This is a genomic window from Peijinzhouia sedimentorum, from assembly GCF_049340005.1.
In the GTDB taxonomy this organism is placed as follows: domain Bacteria; phylum Bacteroidota; class Bacteroidia; order Cytophagales; family Cyclobacteriaceae; genus CAXBDP01.
On the sequence record NZ_JBMPIY010000008.1, the window covers coordinates 96,756 to 120,961 of the forward strand.

Below are 24,206 nucleotides of genomic sequence, written 5' to 3' on the forward strand. Positions count from 1 at the left end.
TTGTTGTTAGACAAGATGCAAAACTGAGAAGAAAATTTGACAATCAAAAAAAATGGCATTTCGACGCCATAAAATTGAGCAAATTTTGAAATGCTTAGGGCAATAAGGTTTAATGTTCTAATTTTGCAGCCGAATTAACAAAACATATTCAAAATGTCAGGAAACAAGACTTTTACGATGTTGAAGCCGGATGCCACTAGCGCAAATAATACCGGTGCAATTATCAAAATGATGGAAGAAGCAGGCTTCAAGATTGTAGCCATGAAAAGAACTCGCATGACAGCAGAGGTGGCTGGACAATTTTATGCAGTGCATAGCGAAAGACCGTTCTACGCTGATTTGTGTGCGTATATGTCATCAGGCCCAATAGTCGCTATGATTTTAGAAAAGGACAATGCAGTTGCAGATTTCCGTGCTTTAATTGGTGCTACTGACCCTGCTAAAGCAGAAAAAGGTACTATCCGTAACTTATTCGCAAAGTCGATAGAAGCGAATGCCGTTCACGGTTCTGATTCGGACGAGAATGCTGAAATCGAAGGTAACTTCTTTTTCTCTGCTCTTGAGAGATTCTAGTCCATCGGATTTATTGGAATATAGAAAACGAAGGCTGATGCAGTCTTCGTTTTTTTATGCTCAGGATCGAGAATTTTAAGACATAAAAAAAACCCTTCTCAAAAATGAAAAGGGTTTCTAAAATGGGTGAAAGACGGGATTCGAACCCGCGGCCTCTAGTGCCACAAACTAGCGCTCTAACCGACTGAGCTACAATCACCATTTTTGGGAGTACAAAAGTAGATGTTTGCATCTATTTTGCCAAAACTTTGTGCGTTATTTTTATTGAGCTTCAAATAAGCATGTTACCTCGACTAGCGATCAAATACTAATCGTTGCCCTAATCCTCCTTCTATAATTTCACCATGCTCATATGCCAAACGGCCATTTATGAAAGTATGGCTTACAGCAGATTGAAATTTCTGACCTTCGAATGGTGACCAACCGCATTTATAGAGCAGATTGCTTTTTTTCACCTCCCAAGGTGAATTCAGATCTACCAATACCAAATCTGCCATATACCCTTCTCTGATATAGCCTCTATCTTTCACAGCAAACATATCCGCTACGTTGTGGCACATCATTTTGACAATATGCTCTAGACTGATTTTGCCTTGGTGAAAAAACTCCAACATTGCCACAAGGCTATGCTGAATAAGCGGCCCGCCAGATGGCGCTTTGAGGTAATCTTGCATTTTTTCCTCTAATGTATGTGGAGCATGGTCTGTGGCAATTACATCTATTCTGCCATCGAGTACAGCTGCAAATATTGCCTCTCGATCTTGTTCCGATTTTACAGCCGGATTCCATTTGATAAAATTGCCTTTGCTGCCATAATCCTTCTCGCTAAACCAAAGATGATGCACGCAAGCCTCGGCAGTGATCTTTTTTTCGGCAAGCGGAATAGTATTGTCAAACTGATCTAATTCGCGGGAGGTTGAAATGTGCAGGATATGCAATCGGCTGCCATATTTTTTGGCCAATGAAATTGCATAAGACGATGACTTGTAGCAAGCTTCTGCATTTCGAATTTTTGGATGGAAAGAAGCGTCTATACTCTCGCCAAACTCTTCAATTATTTTAGCTTGATTTGCTTTAATCATTGGGTCATCCTCGCAATGTGTGGCAATAAGCATTGGTGCATGTTCGAAAATGCCTTCTAATGCTTTAATATCATCTACCACCAAATTACCTGTGGAGGAACCCATGAAAATCTTTATTCCCGCTATATTCTTAGGATTGGCTTTTTTTATTTCCTCCAAATTGTGATTGGATGTGCCTAGGTAAAATGAATAATTTGCCAAACTGGTATTGGCGGCAATCTTAAATTTATCCTCTAACAGCTCCAAAGTAGTTGCAGCTGGCGATGTATTTGGCATTTCCATAAAGCTAGTAACACCTCCCGCCACCGCTGCACGCGACTCGGTATAGATATCTGCTTTGTGTGTGAGCCCAGGTTCCCTGAAGTGTACTTGGTCGTCAATCAAGCCAGGAAGCAAATATTTACCTCCCGCATCTATTACATTAGCATCTGAATCAGAGATAGTCCCAGCAATTTTTTCAATCCTTTCTCCTGCTATCAGTACATCGGCCTGAATGATCTTGCCTTCGTTGACTATATTTGCGTTGGTTATCAGTATTTTCGACATAATAGTTTATTTGTGGACACACCCAAAGATAAGGAAAGTCAAGTTTCATTCGAGGATTTTAAGCTGAATAAGCAAGTGCTTGATGCAATTGCCGATGCAGGATTAGAGCATCCTACTGAAATTCAAGAGAAAGCCATTCCTCAAATTATGGCTGGCCACGATATTTTTGGAATTGCACCTACTGGAACTGGCAAAACTGCAGCTTTCATTCTGCCCATTTTAATGAAGCTTCGCTATCCGCAGGGAGACCATGCTCGAGTACTGATATTGGGACCCACGAGGGAGCTTATTTCTCAAGTAGCAGATGAGGCTCGGAAGTTTGCAAAGAATACGGGACTTCGAGTTGTGGAATTGTATGGAGGGATTGGCCCGAAAACTCAGATAGAAAATATACAAGCCGGAGCAGATATCATTGTAGCCACTCCAGGGCGCTTTTTGGACATATACAGCCGAGGCGAAATGGTGGTGAAACTCATCAAAACGCTGATCCTAGACGAAGCAGATAAGATGATGGATATGGGTTTTATGCCTCAGATTAGGCAAATACTAGAAGTAATCCCTACCAAAAGACAGAATTTGCTCTTTTCGGCTACCATTCCGCAAAAGGTGGAAAAGCTATCAGAAGAGTTTCTGGAATTCCCTGTGAAAGTGCAAGTAGCACTCACGCAGACTACTGCAATTACGGTAAGTCAAGAGAAATATCTTACTCCGAATTTGAAAACAAAGATTAACCTATTGCTTCATTTATTGACAACAAATGACGATTTCGAAAGAGCAATCGTTTTTGTGAAAAAGCGTGGGCATGCAGATGCTGTGTTCAAATATTTGGAGAGGAAGAATTTGGGTGATGTAAGAGTAATCCATGCAAATAAAGGCCAAAATACCCGCATGAATAGCATTGAGGCATTTAAAGCGGGAGGTGTCAGGGTTTTGGTAGCTACAGATGTAATGGCGCGTGGTATCGATGTACTAGACGTAAGCCATGTAATCAATTTCGATGTACCATTAATTTATGAAGATTATATCCACAGAATTGGTCGTACTGGCCGTGCTTTCAAATCAGGTATTTCAATCACTTTTGTGACTCCTGCCGAAGAATACCATTTCGATAGAATAGAGAAGTTGATTAAGCAAAAAGTGCCAATAGCCCATATTCCAAAAGGAGTAGAAATAGTAAAAACACCAAAGGCAGAAGAGCAAGAAATGCTTCGCGAAATAGACGAGCAAAACCGTAGAGAAAATCCTGAGTTTAAAGGGGCCTTCCATGAGAAGAAGGAAAGGAAGTTCAGCAAATCTAAATCAAATAAATCAAAACGAAATCCGAAAAGAAAGTAATAATTGCCTATCTAATTTTTTGGAATTTCTGCCCATAGCAAATCAGATGTGCTGCTTTCTTCGATGGCATAAATTTTAGAATCATCTGAGCTTACTGCTATTGCATTTACTTTAGTGTCGAATCGTAAGGTTTCGTGTTGATTGCCTTCCCAATCATAGATAATTACTTCAGTGTATTTATCAGATGATATAGGAGAATTTAAGTAAATAAAATTAGAAGTTACCGTTCCAAAGCGAAATCCTCCTTTATTAGTGTTATTAAGTCTTGCTCTACTATTTGATCCATTTTCAACTCCGTCAAAGTCAGGCTTCCAATAGTGCCTCTTGATATGTGATGCTGGAGTATAAGGAACTTCAAATATGTCAAGGTTAGGACTATTAAAAGTGAAATAAAGAATTTTTTTTGATTGATCGGGATGAATTTTTAGCTTTCCTTGGTAAGCCATAGCTAAGACATTATGACTATACTCAAGTAATTCTTCCCTAAAAGGATAATCAATAATGTAGCTTTCTTCAGTATTGTGGCTAACCCTTAGCCTTTTTGGAAATCGACCTGTAGAAATTTGATATCCATTGTCTAATTCAATCATACTAAAAAGATGCCCTTGAATTCGAGGACTAACTGTAAAATGACTTACTGAATTATTGACAATATCATTCACAGAAATTTTAAGCAAACTCCTCCTTTGCATATCAAAAAATTGCAGTATTCTATTTGATTTATTGAAATCATTAAACACTACCCAATCAGATACCTCATTAGGTCCTTCACCAATCAAGCCGAAAGGAAAGAGTTTATTGTTGTTAATATCAAAAAGAACAAAGTTATAGGTGTCACTACCAATTTTTAATATTGCTAGACTGTCTTCCACTAATGAAAGCTGCATTGGCATGACTAGAATTGAGTCAGGGGGATCAATTTTATTGGTTGTTAATTCTATTATTTCTTTATTCTCAAGTTTGGAAGTTTCTTCTTTAGTTTCAGAACAGCTAAAAAGAAATATGCAAACGATTAAAGGAAGAAAAACTTTCATGAAAAATAGTGAGTTGGCCAATCCAGCATTACGCTGATTTTTACAAATTTTATTAATTGCATTTAAGGTATTTTTAATTTTCTAAAATGACAAGTTCTTTGCTAATATAATTAAGAGATTAGTTTTTGCTATTCGCCCATTCCTTAGCAAAATAAGTAAGAATAATATCTGCACCAGCGCGCCGCATACTCGTTAGAGTCTCGTCTATAGCTCTTTGTCGATCGATCCAGCCTCGTTCGGCAGCAGCAGTAATCATGGAATATTCTCCACTTACATTATAGGCTGCTATGGGTAATTCAAAATTGTCCTTGAGCAAGCGAATGACATCTAAATAGGCCAAAGCGGGTTTTACCATTAAGAAGTCAGCTCCTTCATCTTCGTCTAGTCGAGCTTCAATCAAAGCTTCATTTCTATTAGCTGGGTTCATTTGGTATGTTTTCTTATCACCAAATTTGGGTGCGGAGTCTAAGGCGTCGCGGAATGGCCCATAAAATGCGCTAGCATATTTGGCCGTATAGCTCATGATAGAAGTTTCAGTAAAGCCATTATCATCCAAAAGCTCACGAATATAGCCCACTCGCCCATCCATCATATCCGATGGCCCAAGTATATCGATACCGCAATCTGCTTGTGCCAAAGCCATATTTCCAAGTATTTCTAAACTTTCGTCATTTAGGATTTTGCCATTTTCTACCAATCCGTCGTGGCCATCGCTACTGTAGGGATCCATCGCTACGTCTGTCATAATGCAAGCTTCAGGAAATTGCTTTTTGATTTCTCTGAGTGCTTGCAAATAGAAAAAATTAGGATCGTAGCTTTTAGTGGCAATTTTATCTTTGTACTTCTCATCCACTACAGGAAATACATCGAAAGTCATAATTCCTAAATTCATACATTGCTCGATTTCTTTCAGCATGTGATCCAATGAATAGCGGTAGATGCCGGGCATAGAATTCACCTCGATTTTCCTCCCGCTTCCTTCCAACAAAAACAGTGGGAGGATAAGATTTGCAGCTTGGAGTTGCGTTTCCTGCACCATATTTCTGATGGCAGCTGATTTGCGATTGCGACGAGGACGTTGATTCATGTTCTTTAATTTTTTGCTAAATTAAGCATTGAAGGTATGTTTTAATAATAAGCTTTGTCTGGCCGAAGTTAAATGACAAGGGAATCTTGAAACGAGATTTTTTCTAACAGCTTCCATTTCCCTTTTGTCATCAAAATAGCACCTTATAAGTTAAGTAAATTTCTTAATTGAATTTCTTGCATCATTTTTGAACAATTGGCGTTTTATTAGGGTAAAGAAAATTGAAAATTCCCTTCGTGGTTTTAGATTGGACAATCAGATTTTTAAAAATTCCCTCATTAAGAATTATTACAAATATTTTATATGAAAAGATTAAGCATATTTTTTAGTCTAATAGCTATTCTGTCTTTCAGTGCATTTGCGCAAACGCAAAATAGCGAGCCTTTGGAGGTTTTACAGCCAACAGAAGCTCAAATGAAACAAACAGTAGTAGTTACCAATCTTCTAAACAATTACCATTATCGCAAAACGCCACTTTCGGATTCTCTATCACAAGTGGTTTTCGATCAATACTTATCCTCTTTGGACAATGGTAAATTGTATTTCCAGCAATCCGACATAGATGCTTTTCAGCGATACAAGCTGCGTTTGGATGATGACTTAAAAAGAGGAAATCTAGAAGCGGCTTATGTGATGTTTGAAATATTCCGTCAGCGAATGATGGATAGAATGGTATTTTTGAATGAAGTGCTTGATGAAGGATTCGATTTCACACAGAATGAATTTTTTGATACCAAAGAAGAAAATGAAACCTATGCGAGTAGCCTTGAGGAATGGAATGAGCGTTGGAGAAAATATATGAAGTTGCAAGCACTGAATTTGATGCTAGCTGATCGAGATTATGAAAGTGCAAAAGAAGTACTAAAAAAGAGATATAACACAATTAGCAGAACGTTAAGACAATACAGAAGTGAAGATGTATTTCAGATTTATATGAATGCATTGACCGAGTCATTCGATCCGCATACCAGTTATTTCTCGCCAATTACAGCAGAGAAATTCCAAGAGGAGATGAGTTTGACTTTTGAGGGAATCGGTGCAAGACTGCAAATGGAAGATGAATACACCAAGATCGTAGAAATAATCGCAGGTGGACCTGCATTCAAAAGTAAGGAGCTGCAAGCGAATGACTTGATAGTAGGTGTTGGTCAAGGCGAAGATGGTGAAGTTGAAGATGTAGTTGGTTGGAGGCTTGATGATGTTGTCGCTCTGATTAAAGGGCCAAAAGGCACCAAAGTAAGGTTGAAAATCAAGCCGGGTGAAGGTGGAATTAATGCGCCTCCAATGGAAATTGTGCTAGAAAGAGACGAGATTAAATTAGAAGATGAGGCTGCAAAAGCTGAGTTGTTGCAAGTGGAAAGAAATGGAAGAAACTATAATGTAGGAGTAATTACCATCCCTAATTTCTACATGGATTTTGAGGCAGCATCTAAAGGCGATCCAAACTACCGAAGTACCACTCGCGACGTGAAGAAGCTAATTACCGAACTGCAAGAACAAAATGTTGAAGGAATTATTATTGACTTAAGAAGAAATGGTGGAGGAGCTTTGCTTGAAGCAATTCAGCTTTCAGGCTTATTTGTAAATCAGGGTCCGGTAGTTCAAATACGTAGTGGGAATGGCGCTGTTAGAGTGGAAGAAGATGATACTCCTGATGTATTTTATGATGGTCCGCTAGGTGTATTGGTGGATAGATTCTCTGCTTCAGCTTCTGAGATTTTTGCTGGTGCGATCCAAGATTACAAACGTGGAGTGGTAATGGGCGAAACAACTTTTGGAAAAGGTACAGTACAAAATGTGATAGACCTAGAAACTTATCTACCACAAGAAAGAGATAAACTAGGTCAATTGAAATTCACGCTTGGTATGTATTATAGAGTGAATGGTGAAAGTACTCAACGTAGAGGTGTAGTGCCTGATGTTAGTCTTCCTTCGATAATGGGACCTGATGAATTTGGCGAAAGCTCAAGACCAAATGCATTACCATTTGAAAAAATTAACCAAGCGAAGTTCAAGCCGAATAATAAAATTGATTCTGAATTGGTAAAAAGCTTAAATAGCTATTTTGAAAACAGGCTCAAAAATGAGCAAGACCTAAATAACTTGCTTGCTGAAATTGAAGATATCAAAAAGGAAAGAGCTGAAACCCGTATTTCACTGAACTTGGAAGAACGCCAAGATCAAATGAAATTGGCTGAGCAAATTAGAACTGCTAGAAACAAACTGAGTGGTAATGTTGGCTCCAGCGAGATCCGAAATGTGAAAGATAAGGAACCACTTACTAATGACATTTACTTGAAAGAATCAGTGATGATTATGAGTGAAATGTTATTCCGAAAGGTTGGTTAAACATTCTTTAAAAGGTGCTTTAAGCACCTTTTTTTATTTTGTAGCTTGCTGTCGAAAGAAAATAGCTATTTTCAATAAATTTTAGGTTTATGAAAAATTCATCCAATCACAAATCGACTTTTGGTGGGATTTGTTTACTATTTGCGGCCTTATTCTTATTCCCTTGTTTGAGTGCGCAAGCATTGCAGGAGCCAGATGCATTAAGTGCGGATTGGCATCGAGAAAGAAGAAATGAGCTTCGTAAAATAATGCCTGAAAACTCTGTTGCTGTACTTTTCTCGAATCCCGTTCGCAATAGAGCCAATGATGTTGATTACGACTATCATCAAGATCCTGACTTTTATTATCTCACAGGCTATAAGGAACCTCATTCTGTTCTATTGATTTTTTCTGAAAATCAAACTGATGCAAATGGGAATCAATTTGATGAGATACTTTTTGCGCAAGAACGAAATCCGCAAGCCGAAATGTGGAATGGACGAAGATTAGGCGTAGATGGTGTAAAGGAAAAGCTAGGATTCAAAATGGCTTTTAACGGTAAAGATTTCAAAGATTTGCCAATCAATTTCAGTAATTTCGATAAGGTGCTTTTTTTCAATTTCTTCAATGATGTGCGAGATTCTAGGGATGGAGCAGATTTATTTGATTTGATAAATTCCTTCAAGGAGAAAGCAAGCTTTCCAGCTAATTACAGTGCAGATAAGCAAAGGCTTTATAATCTTATAAGAACCACTGATGCTAAAAATCACAGCAATGTAGCCTCCACTATTGACAGATCTTTGAGTATGAACGAAAGCTTGAAAGAGGATAAAATACTTTCAGATTACACATTGAATCCAAATCCGGAGATCAGATTAAAAATAGCGCAAGAATTACCTGAGGATAATTTGGATGGAACTGCGCTTGCTGGATTGATGGGTCAGTTGAGAGAAATTAAAACACCTGAAGAAGTCGATTTGATGAGAAAGGCGGTAAGCATTAGTGCTCAAGGCCAAATTGAAGTGATGAAATCTATGCATCCGGATATGTCAGAGCGGGAGGTTCAAGGAATTCACGAATTTGTATACAAGAAATATGGATCAGAAGCGGTTGGATATAGCTCTATAGTGGGAGCGGGAGAAAACGGATGTATTCTACATTACATCGAAAATAGTGACACCCAAGTTGGCGATAGACTAGTACTTATGGATTTGGGGGCACAATACAGAGGCTATACAGCCGATGTAACCCGTACAATTCCTGCAAATGGAAAATTTACACCAGAGGAAAGAGCCATTTACGATTTGGTATATGCAGCGCAAGAAGCAGGGTTTGCGGAATGTACTCCAGGTAATAATTTTAGAGCACCTCACCTTGCAGCAGCAAAAGTGATTAACGAGGGCCTAGTAAAATTGGGCATCATAAAGGAAGGCCAACGTCATTCTTATTTTCCTCATGGTACCTCGCATTATTTGGGATTAGATGTGCACGATAGGGGTACCGGTGGCGTATTTAAGCCAAATACGGTAATAACTGTGGAGCCTGGTATTTATATTCCAGAAGGAAGCCCTTGTGATGAGAAATGGTGGGGAATAGCCGTACGAATTGAGGACGATGTATTGATAACAGAAAAGGGATGGGAAAATCTATCAGCAGCAACTCCAAGAAAATCTAACGAAATTGAAGCAATGATGCAGCAAGAAGGTATTTTTAGCAAAATAAGTCTCCCAAACGTAAATGATATAAAGTAATATCATCATTACTCAGTCAATGGAGCTTTTTTCATTGGCTGAATTGCTCATTTTGTGACCAATTATGGCCAATAAACTCACGATTTTACAAATAGTTACTCGAAGGCAATATCGGGGAGCTGAAATGTTTGCATCCAAACTGAGTGAGGGTTTGGTTGGTCAAGGGCATAGAGTAATTTTTCTCGGTTTATATCCTCCACCTCCCGTCGATTTGCAACCTCAAGGTGCGGAATGCCAAGACCTAAATGGAGATAGCTCTGCTTTTATTTCACCCAAATTATTAAAGGAGCTCAAGCAATTTATAGCTGAGTATAAGCCTGATATTATTCAAGCTAATGGCTCTGATACTTTGAAATATTCAGCTCTTTGCAAGCGGCATTTCCCACAAATACCGCTAATCTATAGACTAATTTCAATGCCATCTTATTGGATGGGAACCAATCCATTTAAGCGAATGGTGTATTGCTTTTTTTATAGCAAAACAAATTTCGTAACTGGAGTTGGCAGGCCAGCTATCGATCAATTGGTGGAACTGATGAACTATCCTCCCGCCAAAACCAACGTGATTTATCGTGGAGTGGACGAGTATTTATTTGATAAAGATTCTTGTAGACAAACGCTTGGAGCCGAATTGAATATTCCACAAACTGCGAAAGTTTTAATTACTGTGGGTGCACTAAAGGACGAAAAGGATCATCATTTTATGATTGATGCTTTCGCACAAATGAATCACCATGATAAAGAACTGCACTTGATCCTGTTGGGAGAAGGTGATCTGAAAATGGATTTAATGGCAAAATGTAAATCTAGTGGCTTTGGAAATAAAGTTCATTTTGTCGGCTTTAAGGATAATGTAGGGGAATGGCTCGCGGGCGCAGATTTATTTTTGTTGACAAGTAAAATAGAAGGAGTACCTGGTGTAGTTCTCGAGGCTGCAATCCAAAAACTGCCTGCGCTTGCAATTGACGTTGGAGGAGTGCGGGAGGTTATCGAACACATGATAACCGGAATTGCCTTGCCTGAAAGGGAGGTGAAGTCTTTCGCATTTAAAGCAGATTATCTGCTAAGCCAGCCTGCTTTATTAGCTGAAATGGGAACAAATGCCCGCCAATTGGTTGTCAATAAATTTGGTTTATCTCGCGCTGTTAGAGAGTTTGAAGAACTTTATTTACAATTGCTTTGAGTTTAGTCTCTTGTGTATTCGATTATATCGCCTTCAGCAATTCCATATTTTTGACAAAAGCCGGCGAGAGTTTCCACTACGAACATTGCAGGAAATTCAGACGGTAAAGTTTCTTCTGAATAGGGAGTTGCATTACGATATATCTTCACAATTTCACCACTTTTATTCGCATACATAATATCCAACGAAAGGCGGGTATTACTCATCCAAAAACCTTGTTCTTCCTCTTTGTCAAAAATAAACAGCATTCCTTGGCTTTCAGTCATGGTAGTACGATACATCAGACCTTGTGCTCTTTTGATGTCATCATCAGCTATTTCAATATCAATTTTACGAATTTCAGTGCCATCTGCTTTTTTGAAAACTAGTTCGCCTTGCTTCTTAAATACAGGCTCAGTTTTGAGACTTGATGTGTCCTCATTGCTGCCTTCATAAAAGCTCAAAACTGAATAAATAATCATTAAGAGAATTAAAATTGCAGCAAAAATTATGGTCTTTTTACTTGTGCTTTTCTTGGCCGCAGGTCTTTGGATATATGGTTTTTTCTCTCTCATAATTTATTCTTCTATTTCCTCAGTGGCATTACTAAAATATTGTTGGCATTGGGTAAGTAATTGCTCAGCTTTAGCTTGGATAGTTTGGATAATGTTTCTTTGTTCTTTTTGCAATTCAAGCATTTGCTCTGGCAAGATTTCAACTTCTGGGCCATTACTTTCATGCGTATGATCGTGGTCATGATCTTCTTCGCCAGGAATTTCAACCTCTACAAATTCAACTTTCCAGTTCGTAAGTTCCTCTTCTAGAATTTCAATTTCAAGCAAAAGCCCTTTAATTTTCTCTACTTCCTCCTGAGCTATTTCATCTGATTGGCTTTCGCTATTATTAGAAAGTGCTACTTGCATAAAATTTTTATGCTCAGCAATCTGCGCCATTAATCCATCTACTTGGCCTTGAGTGGCATAAGCTTCATTGTGGATAGTTTTAGCTTCACTTAATGTTGCCATTTCTTCTTCACTTAATTCACCACCACTGCAAGCAATTATGGTTGATATGAAGAAGAATGATAAAAGTACCTTGAATTTATTCATAGCTGCTATTTAATGTAGCTTAAGACAAATTTACTAATTTATCTATTGTAAGTATTAACTCTAATACATTTCTTCATTCTGAAAATGATCTTTACTACCAGCCTCTTTTGGTTTTTCGTATTTCCATCTACGATGCGACCAAAGCCAATCAGCTGGATTCTTACGAGTACTTTTTTCCAGAAGATTTATATATCCATCCAAGATTGGGAAATTGCTGGTATTCCCCTCTTTCACAGTTATTTGTTCATATTCTGCCACATAGTGACCTCGTTTTGTACGGTGCATGCTATTCATAAATACGGGCCATTTGGTGAATTTTGCTAACTGCTCCGGCCCCAAATAAAATGCAGTATCCACACCTAGAAATTTAGCCCAATATTTTTCCGTTGCTTGTATGGGTAATTGATCAGCCACCATTGCAACATCACGCTGGAGTTTTCTACGCTTTACAAGTTCTCGCACAGTTTCATCTTTAGCAATGGGTGTACCTCCAAATCGAGATCTCACTTCCATGATAAACCTGTCCACACCTTTATTCTTTAGTGGTTTGTATACTGGATCTATTGGGTAATTTAGCTCCATGGTGCAGGCCAACAGCATCCACTCCCAATTTCCAGTATGACCTGTAAAAATGAATATTGGACTACCTTGGTCGTGATACTTTTTGATTTGATCTAAGCCCCTAATTTGTACTCTCCTTTGGATTTCGGTAGCAGATAAATTGTGCGCCTTTATTGTCTCAATAGCTAAATCACAAAGATTGCGATAAAATTTCTTGGTGATTTTTTTCCTCTCTGCGTTGCTTTTTTCTGGAAAACAAAGAGCTAGATTCTCCATAACCACTTTTCTCCGATAGCGGATTATGTAATAGATAATCAGGTACATAAAATCAGATACTCCATAGAGCACTGATAAAGGGAGTTTCGAAATTAGCTTGAGAAACCTGTACATGGCCGGAAAATTACATATTTTCGGCCTATCCATTTCAATTTTCTTAATTATGCTTGATAAAGAGGTTGCCGTATTTAATAAAATCATTGAAAATCGTCGTTCGGTTCGGAAGTATCTACCCGATGTTCAAATTCCTGACGATGTAATTGAAAGATCTATTCATTGTGCGACAATTGCGCCCAATAGTAGCAATTTACAATTGTGGGAATTTCATCGAGTAAAATCTGAGCAAATGCGAAATTTGATGGTTCCGATGTGTATGAAGCAAAATGCAGCTAAAACTTGCTCTGAGCTAATGGTGATTGTCGTACGAAAGGATCTTTGGAGAAAAAGGAGAAATGCGCTTCTCAATTCCATTTATGAACAAAAGGATCTTCCCGAGAAGCAAAAAACTATTATTGCCAAATACTACAACAAGCTGATTCCAATTTTTTATACGAATGACATTTTCAATATAGCTGGCTTGCTGAGGAAAATCACCGCTTTTAGTATTGGACTCTTCAAGCCAATAGTGCGGGAGGTTGGTTATGCTGATGTTCGAGTTACCGCACATAAAAGTGCTGCATTGGCAGCTATGAATTTTATGAATAGCGTTAGTGCCGAAGGATTTGACTCATGCCCCATGGAAGGGATGGATTCCTCCCGCATCAAAAAGGCCTTGGGCTTATGTAAAAAAGCAGAAATTAACATGGTAATAGCTCTTGGTAAGCGCTTGCCAGAAGGCGTGTATGGTGAGCGATGGAGAGTGCCGCAATCTGAAGTGTACTTTGAGCATTAAAAGGAATTGTTTATCTTAATTGCATGATTTCCAATATAAAAGAAATTCTATTCATCGATATTGAAACAGTAAGTGCCAAGGCTCAATTCCACGAAATGGATGAAAGGCTGCAAAAGCAATGGATAAAAAAGGCAAATTTCTTCAAACAAGAAGAAAAAGAGCCAGACGAATTGTATCAAGATAAAGCTGCCATTTATTCAGAATTTGGTCAAATTGTATGCATCGGAATGGGTTTTTTACGTGAAAAAGATGATGAGCTGGTTTTACGCTTGGGCGAACTATCTGGAAAAGATGAGAAAGATTTGCTAGAGAAATTTGCCAAGCTTTTAGATGAGCAATTTCCAAAAAATCAGCCAAGGCTATGTGCCCACAATGGTTATGAATTTGACTTTCCTTATATCTGCCGTAGAATGCGTGTACATGGAATTCCATTGCCTAGTTCCCTTGCTTTACTCATCAATGCTAAGCCATGGACCAACCCACATATTGATACCATGGAAATGTGGAAGTTTGGTGATCGCAAGCATTTTACTTCCTTGGACTTGATGGCGACTATTTTTAATGTGGAAACCAGCAAAAGTGATATCGATGGAAGTATGGTTTCTCATGTGTATCATGTTGATGATGATTTGCCGAGAATCACAAGATATTGCATTCGCGATGTGGAAGTACTTACACGTGTTTATCTCAAATTAGCTGGCCTCGATTTGGAAATAAGCTCTGTAGAATATCCTGATTCCTACTTTGAAGAAGAAGACCAAAACCCTCCCGCCGATTTAGCATAATTTGATTCTGCCATCCTGTCACATCTTTGCTTGTGGTACAGGAATTGGGATTGACGGTCATCGTCTAATCAACAAAAGAATATATATTATGCAAGAAAAAGGTACTATATCCATTCATACCGAAAACATTTTCCCGATCATTAAGAAATTTCTCTATTCAGACCATGAGATATTTTTGAGGGAACTCATAGCCAATGCGGTAGATGCTACACAAAAAATTAAACGCCTTACTTCTTTAGGAGAAAATACTTCGGAACTAGGGGATCTTAGCATAGAAGTATCTTTCGATAAAGACAAAAAGACCATTACCGTGAAGGACAAAGGTCTTGGTATGACAGGCGAAGAAATCAAAAAATATATTAACCAAATTGCCTTTTCGGGTGCGACGGAGTTTGTTGAGAAATTCAAGGACGCCGAAGATGCTAAGCAGATTATAGGAAAGTTCGGTCTAGGATTCTACTCGGCATTTATGGTTGCGGATAAAGTAGAAATCATTTCTAAATCTTACCAAGAAGGAACCGAAGCCGCCAGATGGACTTGCGATGGAAATACGGAATTTGAATTGAGCCCAGCTGAAAAAACTGATCGCGGCACGGAAATAATTCTTCATGTAAATAAGGATTCGGAAGAGTTCCTAGAAGAATACAGACTAAAAAGCATACTTGATAAGTATTGCAAGTTTATGCCTGTGGATATCATTTTCGGTACAGAAGATGAAAAATTGCCGGATGGTAAAGATGAAGATGGCAAAGACAAATTTAAAACGGTAAAGAAGCCAAGAATCATCAACAATACGACTCCAATATGGACAAAAGCTCCAGCGGATTTGAAGGACGAAGATTACTTGGAGTTCTATAAAGAGCTTTATCCATTTAGTGAAGATCCACTGTTCTGGATTCACCTCAACGTGGATTATCCATTCAACTTGACTGGGGTATTGTACTTTCCGAAAGTGAAAGGGGACTTGGAATTGCAACGAAACAAAATTCAGCTGTATAGTCGCCAAGTATTCATCACCGATGAGGTTAAAGATGTAGTGCCAGAATTTTTAATGCTGCTACATGGTGTAATTGACTCACCCGATATTCCGCTTAACGTGTCGCGTAGCTATTTGCAGTCGGATAGCAATGTGAAGAAAATCAATAGCTATATCACCAAAAAGGTGGCTGATAAGCTGGAAGAATTATTCAAAAAAGACAGAGCGGCTTTCGAAACCAAATGGGATCATATTGGCCTGTTTGTAAAGTATGGGATGATCTCGGAAGAAAAATTTGCAGAGAAAGCTCAGAAATTCACTTTACTGAAAAATACAGAAGGCAAATATTTTACACTTGAAGAATACGGAGAGAAAACAAAAATAAACCAAACCGACAAGAATGGTCAAAACATTTGGCTATACGCAAGCGATGAAGGTAAGCAGGACGCTTATATCAGAAGTGCTGGTAAAATGGGTTATGATGTTGCAATTCTAGACGGAATTCTGGATAGCCACTTTGTTAATCACTTAGAGCAGAAAATTGAGAAAACTAGCTTAAAGCGGGTGGATGCGGATGTTATTGATAAGCTTATCGAGAAAGATGAGAAGAGAGAAAGCTTATTGAATGAAAAAGAGCAAGAAAGCTTAAAGGAAGTGTTCACAAAGGCTATTGCAAATGAAAGCGCTCAAGTGTCTGTAGAAGCATTGGCGCAAGATGAAATGCCGGTGGTGATCACGCAAAATGAATTTATGCGTCGAATGAAAGATATGGCCAAAACAGGCGGGGGGATGAACATGTTTGGTGCTATGCCAGAAACGCAACAAGTTACCCTTAATGCGAATCACCCCATAATGGCTAAAATCATTAAAGAAGAAAATGAAGAGCTAAAAGGTCAAATGGCTACACAAGCTTATGATATTGCTTTGCTTGGTCAGGATATGCTTAAAGGCAAGAGGCTTACAGAATTCTTGTTGAGAAGTGTTGATTTGCTTGGAAAGTAGATTTGGCTTGAAGATTCAATTGAAAAGGCTACTCGAATTGGGTAGCCTTTTTTATTAGTCTTTCTTTTTTAGGGACTTAATAAATTCCGCCCAGGCAAATGGATTGAGGAAAGAGAAGGAGCGAGGGCCTACGCGATCTTGTGCCATTTGGCGTTGCTGATCGAGAAAATATCGATAATTCATTTGAGGCGACATGGTAGCATTTTGAACATATTGTTCATACACTTCTGGATCTATACTTTCAGTAAACAAATTGTCTGAAAGTTCAGTCGGTGTCCTCATAGCAAGGATTGCTTCTTTAAAATCCCTTTCAGTAGGGAATAGTCTTACATTCACATTGTCCAGTTGGATTGTATCTTGTTTCATCTCAATTACTACTGTGTAGCTATCAGAATCCATTTTTGGGATCTTCAAATATTGTCTTTGATAGCCAACCATATTGAAAACAATACTATCGCCAGACACGACTGGTAAAGTAAAAAATCCGAAACTATCAGAGTTTGTCATTTTCCCCCTAGCCGGAACATAAATATTAACTCCTGGTAGGTATGTCGTTGTATCTTCATTGAGAATTACACCCGAAAATTGAATCACTTTCGGAGGGTCTTGTTTCGGAGGATCTTGTGCAAATGCTTGTTGTTTCACCAAACACAATCCAGTAATCAATATTGCACAAAATATAAAGTAGAATCTACGGTTCATATTGTATAAATTACGACGAACGAAGATAAAGGTTAGTGAGCCCTAAAACAAAAATCCTAAAACAGCATGCGGTTAAAGAACATAAGTTTACCCTATAGTATTCAGATTTTCAAAGCACTTTCTGAGGAGGCCAGAGTCCGAATAATTAACCTGCTTGCTAATAATAAGGAAATGTGCATTAGCGATTTGGAATTGGTGCTTGGCTTTACCCAAACCAAAACCTCCCGCCATTTGACCTTCCTTAAAAATGCTGGCATCGTAAATAGCAAAAGAGTCGATAAATGGATATTTTATTATATCAAAGAAGAGGCGTCTGAAATTTTAAGACAGATCTTCGTTTTTATCCAAAAGGATCCTCAACTTATCAAAGATCAAGAAATCTTTAAAGTGCTCTATTCGAATAGGGAACTTGCCCTAAACCAAATCGAAACCCGCAAATGGCAAGGTGATTGACAATTGAACAATTACTTCTGTTCAAGCTTTATTATTTGATCAAGCCAATGCCAAATTTTTCTGAAAACACCATTATTAATGAACTACCAATTTCTATTTTTCGACCTCGACCATACTTTGTGGGATTATGAAAAAAGCGCTCGCGAAACATTGCGTGAGCTTTATGATGCCTATCAGCTTCATCAAAAGGTGGTGTTTGATGCTATGGCCTTGCAGCAAAAATTTTTCGAAGTCAATTACCAACTTTGGGCAGATTATAATATTGGTAAAATAGATAGTGAATACCTAAGGACGCAGCGCTTTGTGCGAATATTTGAGGAATTAGGTGCGGATAAAAGTTTGATCCCAGCCAATTTTACCTACGAATATGTGAATGGCTGTCCCCAAAAGCCTTATGTAATTGATGGAGCTTTCGAATTGCTTGACCACCTACAAGATCGTTTTTCATTGCATATAATCACTAATGGATTTGAAGATGTGCAGCATGTGAAATTGGAGAAATCCGGCCTACGAAAGTATTTCGATGAAGTGGTGACCTCTGAAAGAGCGGGAGGTAAAAAACCAGGCAAAGAGATATTTGAATTTGCACTGAAAGTTTCGAAGGCACATCTGCAACATAGTTTAATGATTGGTGACAATATCCAAACAGATATCCTAGGAGCCAAAGGAGTAGGAATTGGCCAAGTCTATTATAATCCTGAAAAAGTAGCGCATACAGAAGAACTTACCTTCGAAATTAGCCATTTATCAGAGCTTAAGTCAATTCTCTAACACAAATTACCTTCCTTTGAATTCCTCTAAATATTATCTATATAGATGCTTATCTTTGTTTATAATTTAGTTTTAATCAAATCTTAAAAGATATGTCAGTAGGCTTTTTCAACGTACCAAAACCTTATAACGAACCTATAAGAAGCTATGCTCCTGGAAGTCCAGAAAGAGCATCGTTGCAAGCGGCTCTTAAGGAAGCTCGTAGTAAAACAATAGATATCCCGATGGTAATTGGGGGACAAGAAATATTTACCGACAAAAAGGTAAATATTACACCTCCGCATGATCATCAACATATATTAGGCTCATTCAGCGAAGGCGATGCAGACCATGTAAATCAGGCGATAAATGCTGCATTAGGAGCGCGTGAAGCTTGGGCAGCAATGTCATGGGAGCATAGAGCAAGCATTTTCTTAAAGGCAGCAGAATTAATTGCTGGACCGTACAGAGACAAACTGAACGCTGCCACTATGTTAGGCCAGTCCAAAAATGCATTCCAAGCTGAGATTGATGCTGCTTGTGAAATCATCGACTTTCTTAGATTCAATGTGCAGTACATGACGGAGATTTATGCTCAGCAGCCAATTTCCTCTCCTGGAGTTTGGAATCGCGTAGAGCAAAGAGGTTTGGAGGGTTTTATATTTGCCTTAACGCCATTCAATTTCACAGCAATTGCGGGCAACTTACCGACATCTTGCGCTATGATGGGCAATGTGGTTGTTTGGAAGCCAGCCTACACACAAATTTATTCTGCGAATGTGCTTATGGAAATTTTCCGTGAAGCGGGAGTGCCAGATGGTGTTATCAACTTGATTTATGTAGATGGCCCAACTACAGGTGATATTGTGTTTAAGCATCCTGATTTTGCTGGTATTCACTTTACTGGTAGCACTGGAGTATTCCAAACCATCTGGAAAACTATCGGCAATAACATCCATTCTTACAAAACCTACCCGCGTATAGTAGGCGAAACAGGTGGTAAGGATTTCATTATGGTTCATAAGTCTGCTAGAGCTAAGGCAGTAGCTACAGCTATTTCAAGAGGTGCTTTCGAATATCAAGGTCAAAAATGTTCAGCAGCATCAAGAGCATATATTCCATCAAATCTTTGGGATGAAGTGAAAGGCTACGTGCAAGAAGATTTGGCAAGTATGAAAATGGGTGGAACAGAAGATTTCGGCAATTTCATAAATGCTGTTATTGATGAAAAGTCCTTCGATAAAATTGCTAAATACATTGATGATGCGAAAGCTAATCCGATGGTGGAAGTGATAGCAGGAGGTAATTACGATAAATCAAAAGGCTACTTTATAGAGCCTACAGTATTGCTTACCAAAGATCCAATGTACGTAACTATGTGCGAAGAGATATTCGGCCCGGTATTGACAATTTATGTGTATCAAGCCGAGAATTTTGAGGAAACATTAGAGTTACTCGATTCCACAAGTCCTTATGCATTGACAGGTGCAATCTTTTCTCAAGATAGATATGCAATTGAATTAGCAACCAAGAGATTAAAGCATTCTGCTGGTAATTTTTATATCAATGACAAGCCAACAGGAGCTGTTGTAGGTCAGCAGCCATTTGGGGGATCTAGAGCTTCGGGTACAAATGACAAAGCTGGCTCGATGATTAATTTACTACGTTGGGTTAGTCCACGTACAATCAAAGAGACACTAGTTTCTGCAACAGATTATAGATATCCGTTTTTGGGAGAAGATTAATTTTCCCTATAGCTTTTAAACAAAAAAACCTGCGTTTAGCAGGTTTTTTTGTTTAAAAGTAAGTTTTAGATCCTTATTCAGGAAGTACGACACCGTCGATTACATGTATTACACCATTGCTACCAACTAAATCAGCGGCAACAACTTTTGCACCATTTATCATAACATTACCATCAGCAATTGTTACTTTCAATTGCTGGCCGTTAACTGTAGTTACCATTTGACCATCAGAAAGATCAGCAGCCATAACATTACCAGCTACTACGTGGTATGTCAAAATACTAGCAAGCATTTCTTTGTTTTCGGGTAGCAACAAGTTTTCCAATGTGCCTTCAGGCAAAGCTTCAAAAGCAGCATTTGTTGGAGCAAAAACTGTGAATGGACCATCACCTGACAATACATCTACTAAGCCAGCTGCAGTAACTGCCGCTACAAGTGTAGTATGGTCTGGAGAACCAATAGCAATATCAACTACTGTGTTACTTTCAACAGGAGCTTCTTCTACTACTTCCATTGTTTCTTCCATTTCAGTTTCGCTGTCAGTACTTTGTTCGCTAGAACAACCTACCATTGTGAAACCAGAAAATGCGATGGCGATTGCCATAAATTTGAAATTCATCTTTTTCATGTTTGTTTAATTTTGATACAAAGCTACAACTATTAAAGCGTCGCTTGGTTCGAATTCAAGCTATTTATTTTTCTAACGGTTTAATATGGGCGAACGTTGGTTAGGTAATTTATAAATACTGATTATATAGTTGATTTTCAGATAATTATTGAGTTACGAATTAAATAAAAATGCCTACGATTCTTGGTCGTAGGCATTCAATTTTATGGTGAAATTTTTTAAGGATTATTCCTCGTGAATTTCAATTTTTTCGATCACATCTCCTTGTTTTATTTTGTCAATAATATCTTGGCCTTCTACCACTTTTCCAAAGCAAGTATGGTTGCGGTCTAGGTGTTGAGTATTATCTCTATTGTGGCAAATGAAAAATTGTGAACCGCCTGTATTGCGTCCAGCATGTGCCATACTCAATACACCACGATCATGATATTGATTTTCGCCATCAAGTTCGCATGGAATTGTATAGCCTGGGCCACCAGCACCAGTGCCATTTGGGCAGCCTCCTTGAATTACGAAGTTTGGAATCACACGGTGGAATTTTAATCCATCATAAAAACCATCTTTGGCAAGTTTTACGAAATTGGCGACTGTACCAGGAGCGTCTTTTTCATAGAAATCCACTTTCATTGCTCCGCTGGCTGTATGTATTGTTGCAGTAATCATAAGTTTAATCTTTTTTGCGAAATTATGGAATGAGTAGCTATTTATAGCTCAATTATTCAATTTAATTCAATAGAGACAATTTTTGGGGCAGACAAATTCCCTCCCGCTTTGTTTTGTGTTCAATTTGAAAATGAAAAAGCGCTTACCATAAATATGATAAACGCTTTCCCAACCATCTAACACCTATTTTTAAGCTTGTACAGCAAACTGTACTTCAGCTTGAATACGAACATCATCACTTACTAAAACTCCACCTGCTTCTAATGCAGCATTCCAGTTTAGTCCCCAATCTTTTCTGTTGATTTTGCCACTTAAAGAGAAGCCAGCTTTGTCATTTCCCCATGGATCTTTCATAATGCCACCAAACTCTACATCAAGTGTTACTTCTTTCGACACTCCTTTGATTGTAAGGTTGCCTTTCAATTTGAAGTTTTCATCATCTAATTTCTCGAATGATGTTCCTTCGAATGTCAATTCTTTGTGATTATCTGTGTCGAAGAAATCGCCACTTCTTAAGTGAGCGTCTCTATCGTCATTGTTGGTGAATACTGAAGCAGCATCAATGTTTACATTCACTTTTGCTTTGCTGAAATCATCTCCATCCGAAACGATTGTTGCATTGAATGATCTGAATTCACCTTTCACATTGGTGATCATTAGGTGCTTTACTTTAAATAAGATTTCACTGTGCGTTGGGTCAATTGCCCATGTTTTTGTGTTAGCCATTGTATTTTGATTTTTGTTAGTTTTCATTTGATGATACAAATGTCCAACTCAAAAGCTAGAAAGCTATTCACCTATGTTAATAAATGATGTATATACATCTATTTTTGTGAAATCAATTCTTTTCTGATTCGACTGAGCGATTGTGGCTTGATTCCCAGGTAGGTGGCAATGAGGTATTGAGGAATTCTCTGTATGAAGTGCGGATATTTTTTAGAAAATTCGAGGTATCGTTTGCGTGCTTCTTCGCTATTAGTTTTGGCTAACCTATATTGTAAATTGATAAAAGCATTCTGGATGAGTATTCGGAAAAAGTGTTCTAAAAGATGGCTTTCTTTACAAATGGCTTCATAGCTTTCCTTATTGATTACCAATATTTCTGAATCCTCAAGTGTTTCAATTGTGTAGATGCCACTTTGGCCTGAAAAAAAGCTATAATGATCCGTAATCCAATAGCCTTCTAGCGCAAATTGAATTACATTTTTCTCGCCTTTTTCATTTATCAAATAGGAGTAAGCAGAGCCTTTCAGAATGAAATACACGTATTTGCAAAATTGACCTTCTTCTGCCAAAATCGTTTTTTTATTAAATGATTTGATGAAAACATGCTTCCAAATAATGGAGAAATCTTCATCACTTACCTTGTCGCCAATGGTGCGCTCAATGTTATGCTTAAGTAGCGATTGTTGTTTTTCTTCCACAATTAAAAATACACATTTAGTGCATTAGAGTTTCTTGTTACTATCTATTTTCTCTGAAAAATGAAATCATTCTGTATCATTCATGAAATCAAGAATCCATTTGTAAGCCTTATTTGGTGTGTAAATGAATTGGACAATCATAGGTTTATGCTTTTTGCCTTTTTGTAGATAGTAGTTCGGGTTTGGTTCATACTTTTCGTACTCTTCCAAAAAGCGGGAGGTAGTCAGTTCAATGCCAGGTAGGGTCTTTTCGCCCATAAGGATGATCATTGGGGGCGTATTCTCATTCAAGAAATAATAAGGAGATGTGTCTTTCCAAACCTTAGGGTTTTCTGTGAAAGCATCCAAATAAATATTTCCTGATGAATAATTCATTTGCTCCAAAAACCAATACATATCGAGTCCAGCCGCATCTATTAGTACGGTACCCTTTATTGGGTTTTCTACATTCAGACTATCAAAATATACGTCACGTACGGAAATCAAACTTGCCAAATGACCTCCCGCCGAATGACCAGAGACGAATATTCTATCGGGATTGCCGCCATAATCTTGGATATTCTCATGCACCCAATTCACAGCTTGGGATGAGGCTTTGGCCATATCATGTACTTGATAATCGGGACTCAGTGGATAGTCAATAATTACCGTAACAATTCCCTTTCGGGCAAAGCGGCTTCCCAAGAAATTGTAAATATCCTTATTGCCCGAATTCCAACTTCCTCCATGAATGAAAATTAGGACTTCATTTTGGCCATTGGCTTTCTTAGGAGCGAAGATATTGAGTTGCTTTTCAGGCAATGAACTCAAAAAGCCATTTTCCATATAGGTGATGTCCTTGTGCCTATTCACACCTTTGAAAGAGCAGGAAGCTGAGAGAAGTGAAATTGCAACGAGAAGTAGGAGTTTGTTCAATGTCTTCAATGTTTTTAATTAATACTCATATGCGAAGGTAAGGTTTGAATCAGGGATTATTAGATACAATAATTTTGAAATTTTTTGGCTGCTTTCTGTGATGGTCTATAATTTGGCTTAAGATCATTATTTCAAACTATCATTTGGTTATTATGAGCAAATGTGTTTTTAGCTGCCTGCATTTAATTAATTGTTCGAAATTTTATATATAAAATGCAGTGTCGAATACAACCTATCTAAACCAGCTTCCTATGTAATTCAATTCAATGGCTTAAAGGCATATTAAAATTATATATACAAGACAAATTTTGTTTTAATGGGCATTTGGATAAATATATCTCATAAAATATTGATTTATAGGTTTTTATAAATCTTTAATTTTTGGAATATACAGAATGTTAATATTATGTATGTATCATTTTGATAA

Annotated in this window: 23 protein-coding genes and 1 tRNA gene; 11 read left to right on the top strand and 13 right to left on the bottom strand. The window is 38.0% G+C overall.

The genetic code is table 11. The features are described 5' to 3' along the window. Positions 1 to 153 precede the first annotated feature (153 nt). Positions 154 to 573 carry a nucleoside-diphosphate kinase gene (locus tag ACOXY8_RS12100; RefSeq protein WP_458331859.1) on the top strand — a complete coding sequence of 140 codons (420 nt, stop codon included), beginning with the start codon at positions 154 to 156 and terminating at the stop codon, positions 571 to 573. Between the two features lie 124 nt (positions 574 to 697). Here the strand turns inward: ACOXY8_RS12100 and ACOXY8_RS12105 are convergent. Continuing rightward, positions 698 to 773 (bottom strand) — tRNA-His (locus ACOXY8_RS12105). A 93-nt stretch (positions 774 to 866) separates the two neighbouring features. Then, positions 867 to 2,201, bottom strand: coding sequence for a dihydroorotase (locus tag ACOXY8_RS12110; RefSeq protein ID WP_458331860.1), 1,335 nt, complete (start codon positions 2,199 to 2,201; stop codon positions 867 to 869). A gap of 12 nt (positions 2,202 to 2,213) precedes the next feature. Between ACOXY8_RS12110 and ACOXY8_RS12115 the strand changes: the two genes are divergently transcribed. Continuing rightward, a complete protein-coding gene (locus ACOXY8_RS12115; RefSeq protein WP_458331861.1) occupies positions 2,214 to 3,536 on the top strand; it encodes a DEAD/DEAH box helicase in 1,323 nt (440 codons plus the stop codon). Between the two features lie 11 nt (positions 3,537 to 3,547). On the opposite strand, the gene ACOXY8_RS12120 is transcribed toward ACOXY8_RS12115, so the two are convergent. Both ACOXY8_RS12120 and hemB read right to left on the bottom strand, forming a co-directional pair. After that, on the bottom strand, positions 3,548 to 4,570 hold the full coding sequence (locus ACOXY8_RS12120) for a hypothetical protein (protein WP_458331862.1): 1,023 nt from the start codon (positions 4,568 to 4,570) through the stop codon (positions 3,548 to 3,550). A gap of 118 nt (positions 4,571 to 4,688) precedes the next feature. After that, on the bottom strand, positions 4,689 to 5,657 hold the full coding sequence (gene hemB / locus ACOXY8_RS12125; RefSeq protein WP_458331863.1) for a porphobilinogen synthase: 969 nt from the start codon (positions 5,655 to 5,657) through the stop codon (positions 4,689 to 4,691). Positions 5,658 to 5,960: 303 nt separating this feature from the next. Between hemB and ACOXY8_RS12130 the strand changes: the two genes are divergently transcribed. From ACOXY8_RS12130 to ACOXY8_RS12140, 3 genes are all read left to right on the top strand, one after another. Continuing rightward, entirely contained in the window at positions 5,961 to 8,006 is a 2,046-nt protein-coding gene (locus ACOXY8_RS12130; protein WP_458331864.1) for a carboxy terminal-processing peptidase, read from the top strand. Between the two features lie 89 nt (positions 8,007 to 8,095). Next, positions 8,096 to 9,736 carry an aminopeptidase P N-terminal domain-containing protein gene (locus tag ACOXY8_RS12135; RefSeq protein WP_458331865.1) on the top strand — a complete coding sequence of 547 codons (1,641 nt, stop codon included), beginning with the start codon at positions 8,096 to 8,098 and terminating at the stop codon, positions 9,734 to 9,736. Between the two features lie 64 nt (positions 9,737 to 9,800). Continuing rightward, positions 9,801 to 10,919 (top strand): glycosyltransferase family 4 protein, encoded by a 1,119-nt coding sequence (locus ACOXY8_RS12140; RefSeq protein WP_458331866.1) that lies wholly within the window; start codon positions 9,801 to 9,803, stop codon positions 10,917 to 10,919. A gap of 2 nt (positions 10,920 to 10,921) precedes the next feature. Here the strand turns inward: ACOXY8_RS12140 and ACOXY8_RS12145 are convergent, their stop codons facing one another. Genes ACOXY8_RS12145 through ACOXY8_RS12155 form a run of 3 tightly spaced genes read right to left on the bottom strand, consistent with a single transcriptional unit; the run spans position 10,922 to position 13,045 of the window. Continuing rightward, positions 10,922 to 11,473, bottom strand: coding sequence for a DUF192 domain-containing protein (locus ACOXY8_RS12145; protein ID WP_458331867.1), 552 nt, complete (start codon positions 11,471 to 11,473; stop codon positions 10,922 to 10,924). A gap of 3 nt (positions 11,474 to 11,476) precedes the next feature. After that, positions 11,477 to 12,007, bottom strand: a complete 531-nt coding sequence (locus ACOXY8_RS12150; protein ID WP_458331868.1) for a hypothetical protein — start codon at positions 12,005 to 12,007, stop codon at positions 11,477 to 11,479. 60 nt (positions 12,008 to 12,067) lie between these two features. Further along, a complete protein-coding gene (locus tag ACOXY8_RS12155; protein WP_458331869.1) occupies positions 12,068 to 13,045 on the bottom strand; it encodes a lysophospholipid acyltransferase family protein in 978 nt (325 codons plus the stop codon). Here ACOXY8_RS12155 and ACOXY8_RS12160 point away from each other — a divergent pair. The 3 genes from ACOXY8_RS12160 (at position 13,008) to htpG (ending at position 16,499) form a co-directional block, all read left to right on the top strand. Then, the gene (locus ACOXY8_RS12160) at positions 13,008 to 13,736 is read left to right on the top strand and encodes a nitroreductase family protein (protein WP_458331870.1); all 729 of its coding nucleotides are present in this window, start codon (positions 13,008 to 13,010) and stop codon (positions 13,734 to 13,736) included. The genes ACOXY8_RS12155 and ACOXY8_RS12160 overlap by 38 nt on opposite strands. Before the next feature lie 23 nt (positions 13,737 to 13,759). Beyond that, entirely contained in the window at positions 13,760 to 14,521 is a 762-nt protein-coding gene (locus ACOXY8_RS12165) for a 3'-5' exonuclease (protein WP_458331871.1), read from the top strand. A gap of 88 nt (positions 14,522 to 14,609) precedes the next feature. Then, a complete protein-coding gene (gene htpG / locus ACOXY8_RS12170) occupies positions 14,610 to 16,499 on the top strand; it encodes a molecular chaperone HtpG (protein WP_458331872.1) in 1,890 nt (629 codons plus the stop codon). 54 nt (positions 16,500 to 16,553) lie between these two features. On the opposite strand, the gene ACOXY8_RS12175 is transcribed toward htpG, so the two are convergent. After that, positions 16,554 to 17,201, bottom strand: a complete 648-nt coding sequence (locus ACOXY8_RS12175) for a carboxypeptidase-like regulatory domain-containing protein (protein ID WP_458331873.1) — start codon at positions 17,199 to 17,201, stop codon at positions 16,554 to 16,556. Between the two features lie 66 nt (positions 17,202 to 17,267). Between ACOXY8_RS12175 and ACOXY8_RS12180 the strand changes: the two genes are divergently transcribed. The 3 genes from ACOXY8_RS12180 to pruA all read left to right on the top strand — a co-directional run bounded on the left by ACOXY8_RS12180 (position 17,268) and on the right by pruA (position 20,149). After that, entirely contained in the window at positions 17,268 to 17,654 is a 387-nt protein-coding gene (locus ACOXY8_RS12180) for an ArsR/SmtB family transcription factor (protein WP_458331874.1), read from the top strand. 78 nt (positions 17,655 to 17,732) lie between these two features. Continuing rightward, positions 17,733 to 18,425 (top strand): YjjG family noncanonical pyrimidine nucleotidase, encoded by a 693-nt coding sequence (locus ACOXY8_RS12185; RefSeq protein WP_458331875.1) that lies wholly within the window; start codon positions 17,733 to 17,735, stop codon positions 18,423 to 18,425. A gap of 92 nt (positions 18,426 to 18,517) precedes the next feature. After that, a complete protein-coding gene (pruA, locus tag ACOXY8_RS12190; protein ID WP_458331876.1) occupies positions 18,518 to 20,149 on the top strand; it encodes an L-glutamate gamma-semialdehyde dehydrogenase in 1,632 nt (543 codons plus the stop codon). Between the two features lie 73 nt (positions 20,150 to 20,222). Here the strand turns inward: pruA and ACOXY8_RS12195 are convergent, their stop codons facing one another. From ACOXY8_RS12195 to ACOXY8_RS12215, 5 genes are all read right to left on the bottom strand, one after another. Then, positions 20,223 to 20,777 (bottom strand): fasciclin domain-containing protein, encoded by a 555-nt coding sequence (locus ACOXY8_RS12195; RefSeq protein WP_458331877.1) that lies wholly within the window; start codon positions 20,775 to 20,777, stop codon positions 20,223 to 20,225. A 225-nt stretch (positions 20,778 to 21,002) separates the two neighbouring features. Then, complete coding sequence (locus tag ACOXY8_RS12200) at positions 21,003 to 21,440, bottom strand: peptidylprolyl isomerase (RefSeq protein WP_458331878.1); 438 nt, start codon at positions 21,438 to 21,440, stop codon at positions 21,003 to 21,005. A gap of 189 nt (positions 21,441 to 21,629) precedes the next feature. Beyond that, a complete protein-coding gene (locus ACOXY8_RS12205; protein WP_458331879.1) occupies positions 21,630 to 22,166 on the bottom strand; it encodes a YceI family protein in 537 nt (178 codons plus the stop codon). A 98-nt stretch (positions 22,167 to 22,264) separates the two neighbouring features. Further along, positions 22,265 to 22,864: a Crp/Fnr family transcriptional regulator gene (locus tag ACOXY8_RS12210; protein WP_458331880.1), complete on the bottom strand. Its 600-nt coding sequence runs from the start codon at positions 22,862 to 22,864 to the stop codon at positions 22,265 to 22,267. Positions 22,865 to 22,930: 66 nt separating this feature from the next. Next, entirely contained in the window at positions 22,931 to 23,779 is an 849-nt protein-coding gene (locus ACOXY8_RS12215; protein WP_458331881.1) for an alpha/beta hydrolase, read from the bottom strand. Between the last annotated feature and the right edge of the window lie 427 nt (positions 23,780 to 24,206).

Bases quoted from the DNA above. Each gene is read 5' to 3' on its own strand.
- ACOXY8_RS12100 (WP_458331859.1), top strand. From the start codon at position 154: ATGTCAGGAAACAAGACTTTTACGATGTTGAAGCCGGATGCCACTAGC.
- ACOXY8_RS12110 (WP_458331860.1), bottom strand. From the start codon at position 2,201: ATGTCGAAAATACTGATAACCAACGCAAATATAGTCAACGAAGGCAAG.
- ACOXY8_RS12120 (WP_458331862.1), bottom strand. From the start codon at position 4,570: ATGAAAGTTTTTCTTCCTTTAATCGTTTGCATATTTCTTTTTAGCTGT.
- hemB (WP_458331863.1), bottom strand. From the start codon at position 5,657: ATGAATCAACGTCCTCGTCGCAATCGCAAATCAGCTGCCATCAGAAAT.
- ACOXY8_RS12130 (WP_458331864.1), top strand. From the start codon at position 5,961: ATGAAAAGATTAAGCATATTTTTTAGTCTAATAGCTATTCTGTCTTTC.
- ACOXY8_RS12135 (WP_458331865.1), top strand. From the start codon at position 8,096: ATGAAAAATTCATCCAATCACAAATCGACTTTTGGTGGGATTTGTTTA.
- ACOXY8_RS12140 (WP_458331866.1), top strand. From the start codon at position 9,801: ATGGCCAATAAACTCACGATTTTACAAATAGTTACTCGAAGGCAATAT.
- ACOXY8_RS12145 (WP_458331867.1), bottom strand. From the start codon at position 11,473: ATGAGAGAGAAAAAACCATATATCCAAAGACCTGCGGCCAAGAAAAGC.
- ACOXY8_RS12150 (WP_458331868.1), bottom strand. From the start codon at position 12,007: ATGAATAAATTCAAGGTACTTTTATCATTCTTCTTCATATCAACCATA.
- ACOXY8_RS12160 (WP_458331870.1), top strand. From the start codon at position 13,008: ATGCTTGATAAAGAGGTTGCCGTATTTAATAAAATCATTGAAAATCGT.
- ACOXY8_RS12155 (WP_458331869.1), bottom strand. From the start codon at position 13,045: ATGATTTTATTAAATACGGCAACCTCTTTATCAAGCATAATTAAGAAA.
- ACOXY8_RS12165 (WP_458331871.1), top strand. From the start codon at position 13,760: ATGATTTCCAATATAAAAGAAATTCTATTCATCGATATTGAAACAGTA.
- htpG (WP_458331872.1), top strand. From the start codon at position 14,610: ATGCAAGAAAAAGGTACTATATCCATTCATACCGAAAACATTTTCCCG.
- ACOXY8_RS12175 (WP_458331873.1), bottom strand. From the start codon at position 17,201: ATGAACCGTAGATTCTACTTTATATTTTGTGCAATATTGATTACTGGA.
- ACOXY8_RS12180 (WP_458331874.1), top strand. From the start codon at position 17,268: ATGCGGTTAAAGAACATAAGTTTACCCTATAGTATTCAGATTTTCAAA.
- ACOXY8_RS12185 (WP_458331875.1), top strand. From the start codon at position 17,733: ATGAACTACCAATTTCTATTTTTCGACCTCGACCATACTTTGTGGGAT.
- pruA (WP_458331876.1), top strand. From the start codon at position 18,518: ATGTCAGTAGGCTTTTTCAACGTACCAAAACCTTATAACGAACCTATA.
- ACOXY8_RS12195 (WP_458331877.1), bottom strand. From the start codon at position 20,777: ATGAAAAAGATGAATTTCAAATTTATGGCAATCGCCATCGCATTTTCT.
- ACOXY8_RS12200 (WP_458331878.1), bottom strand. From the start codon at position 21,440: ATGATTACTGCAACAATACATACAGCCAGCGGAGCAATGAAAGTGGAT.
- ACOXY8_RS12205 (WP_458331879.1), bottom strand. From the start codon at position 22,166: ATGGCTAACACAAAAACATGGGCAATTGACCCAACGCACAGTGAAATC.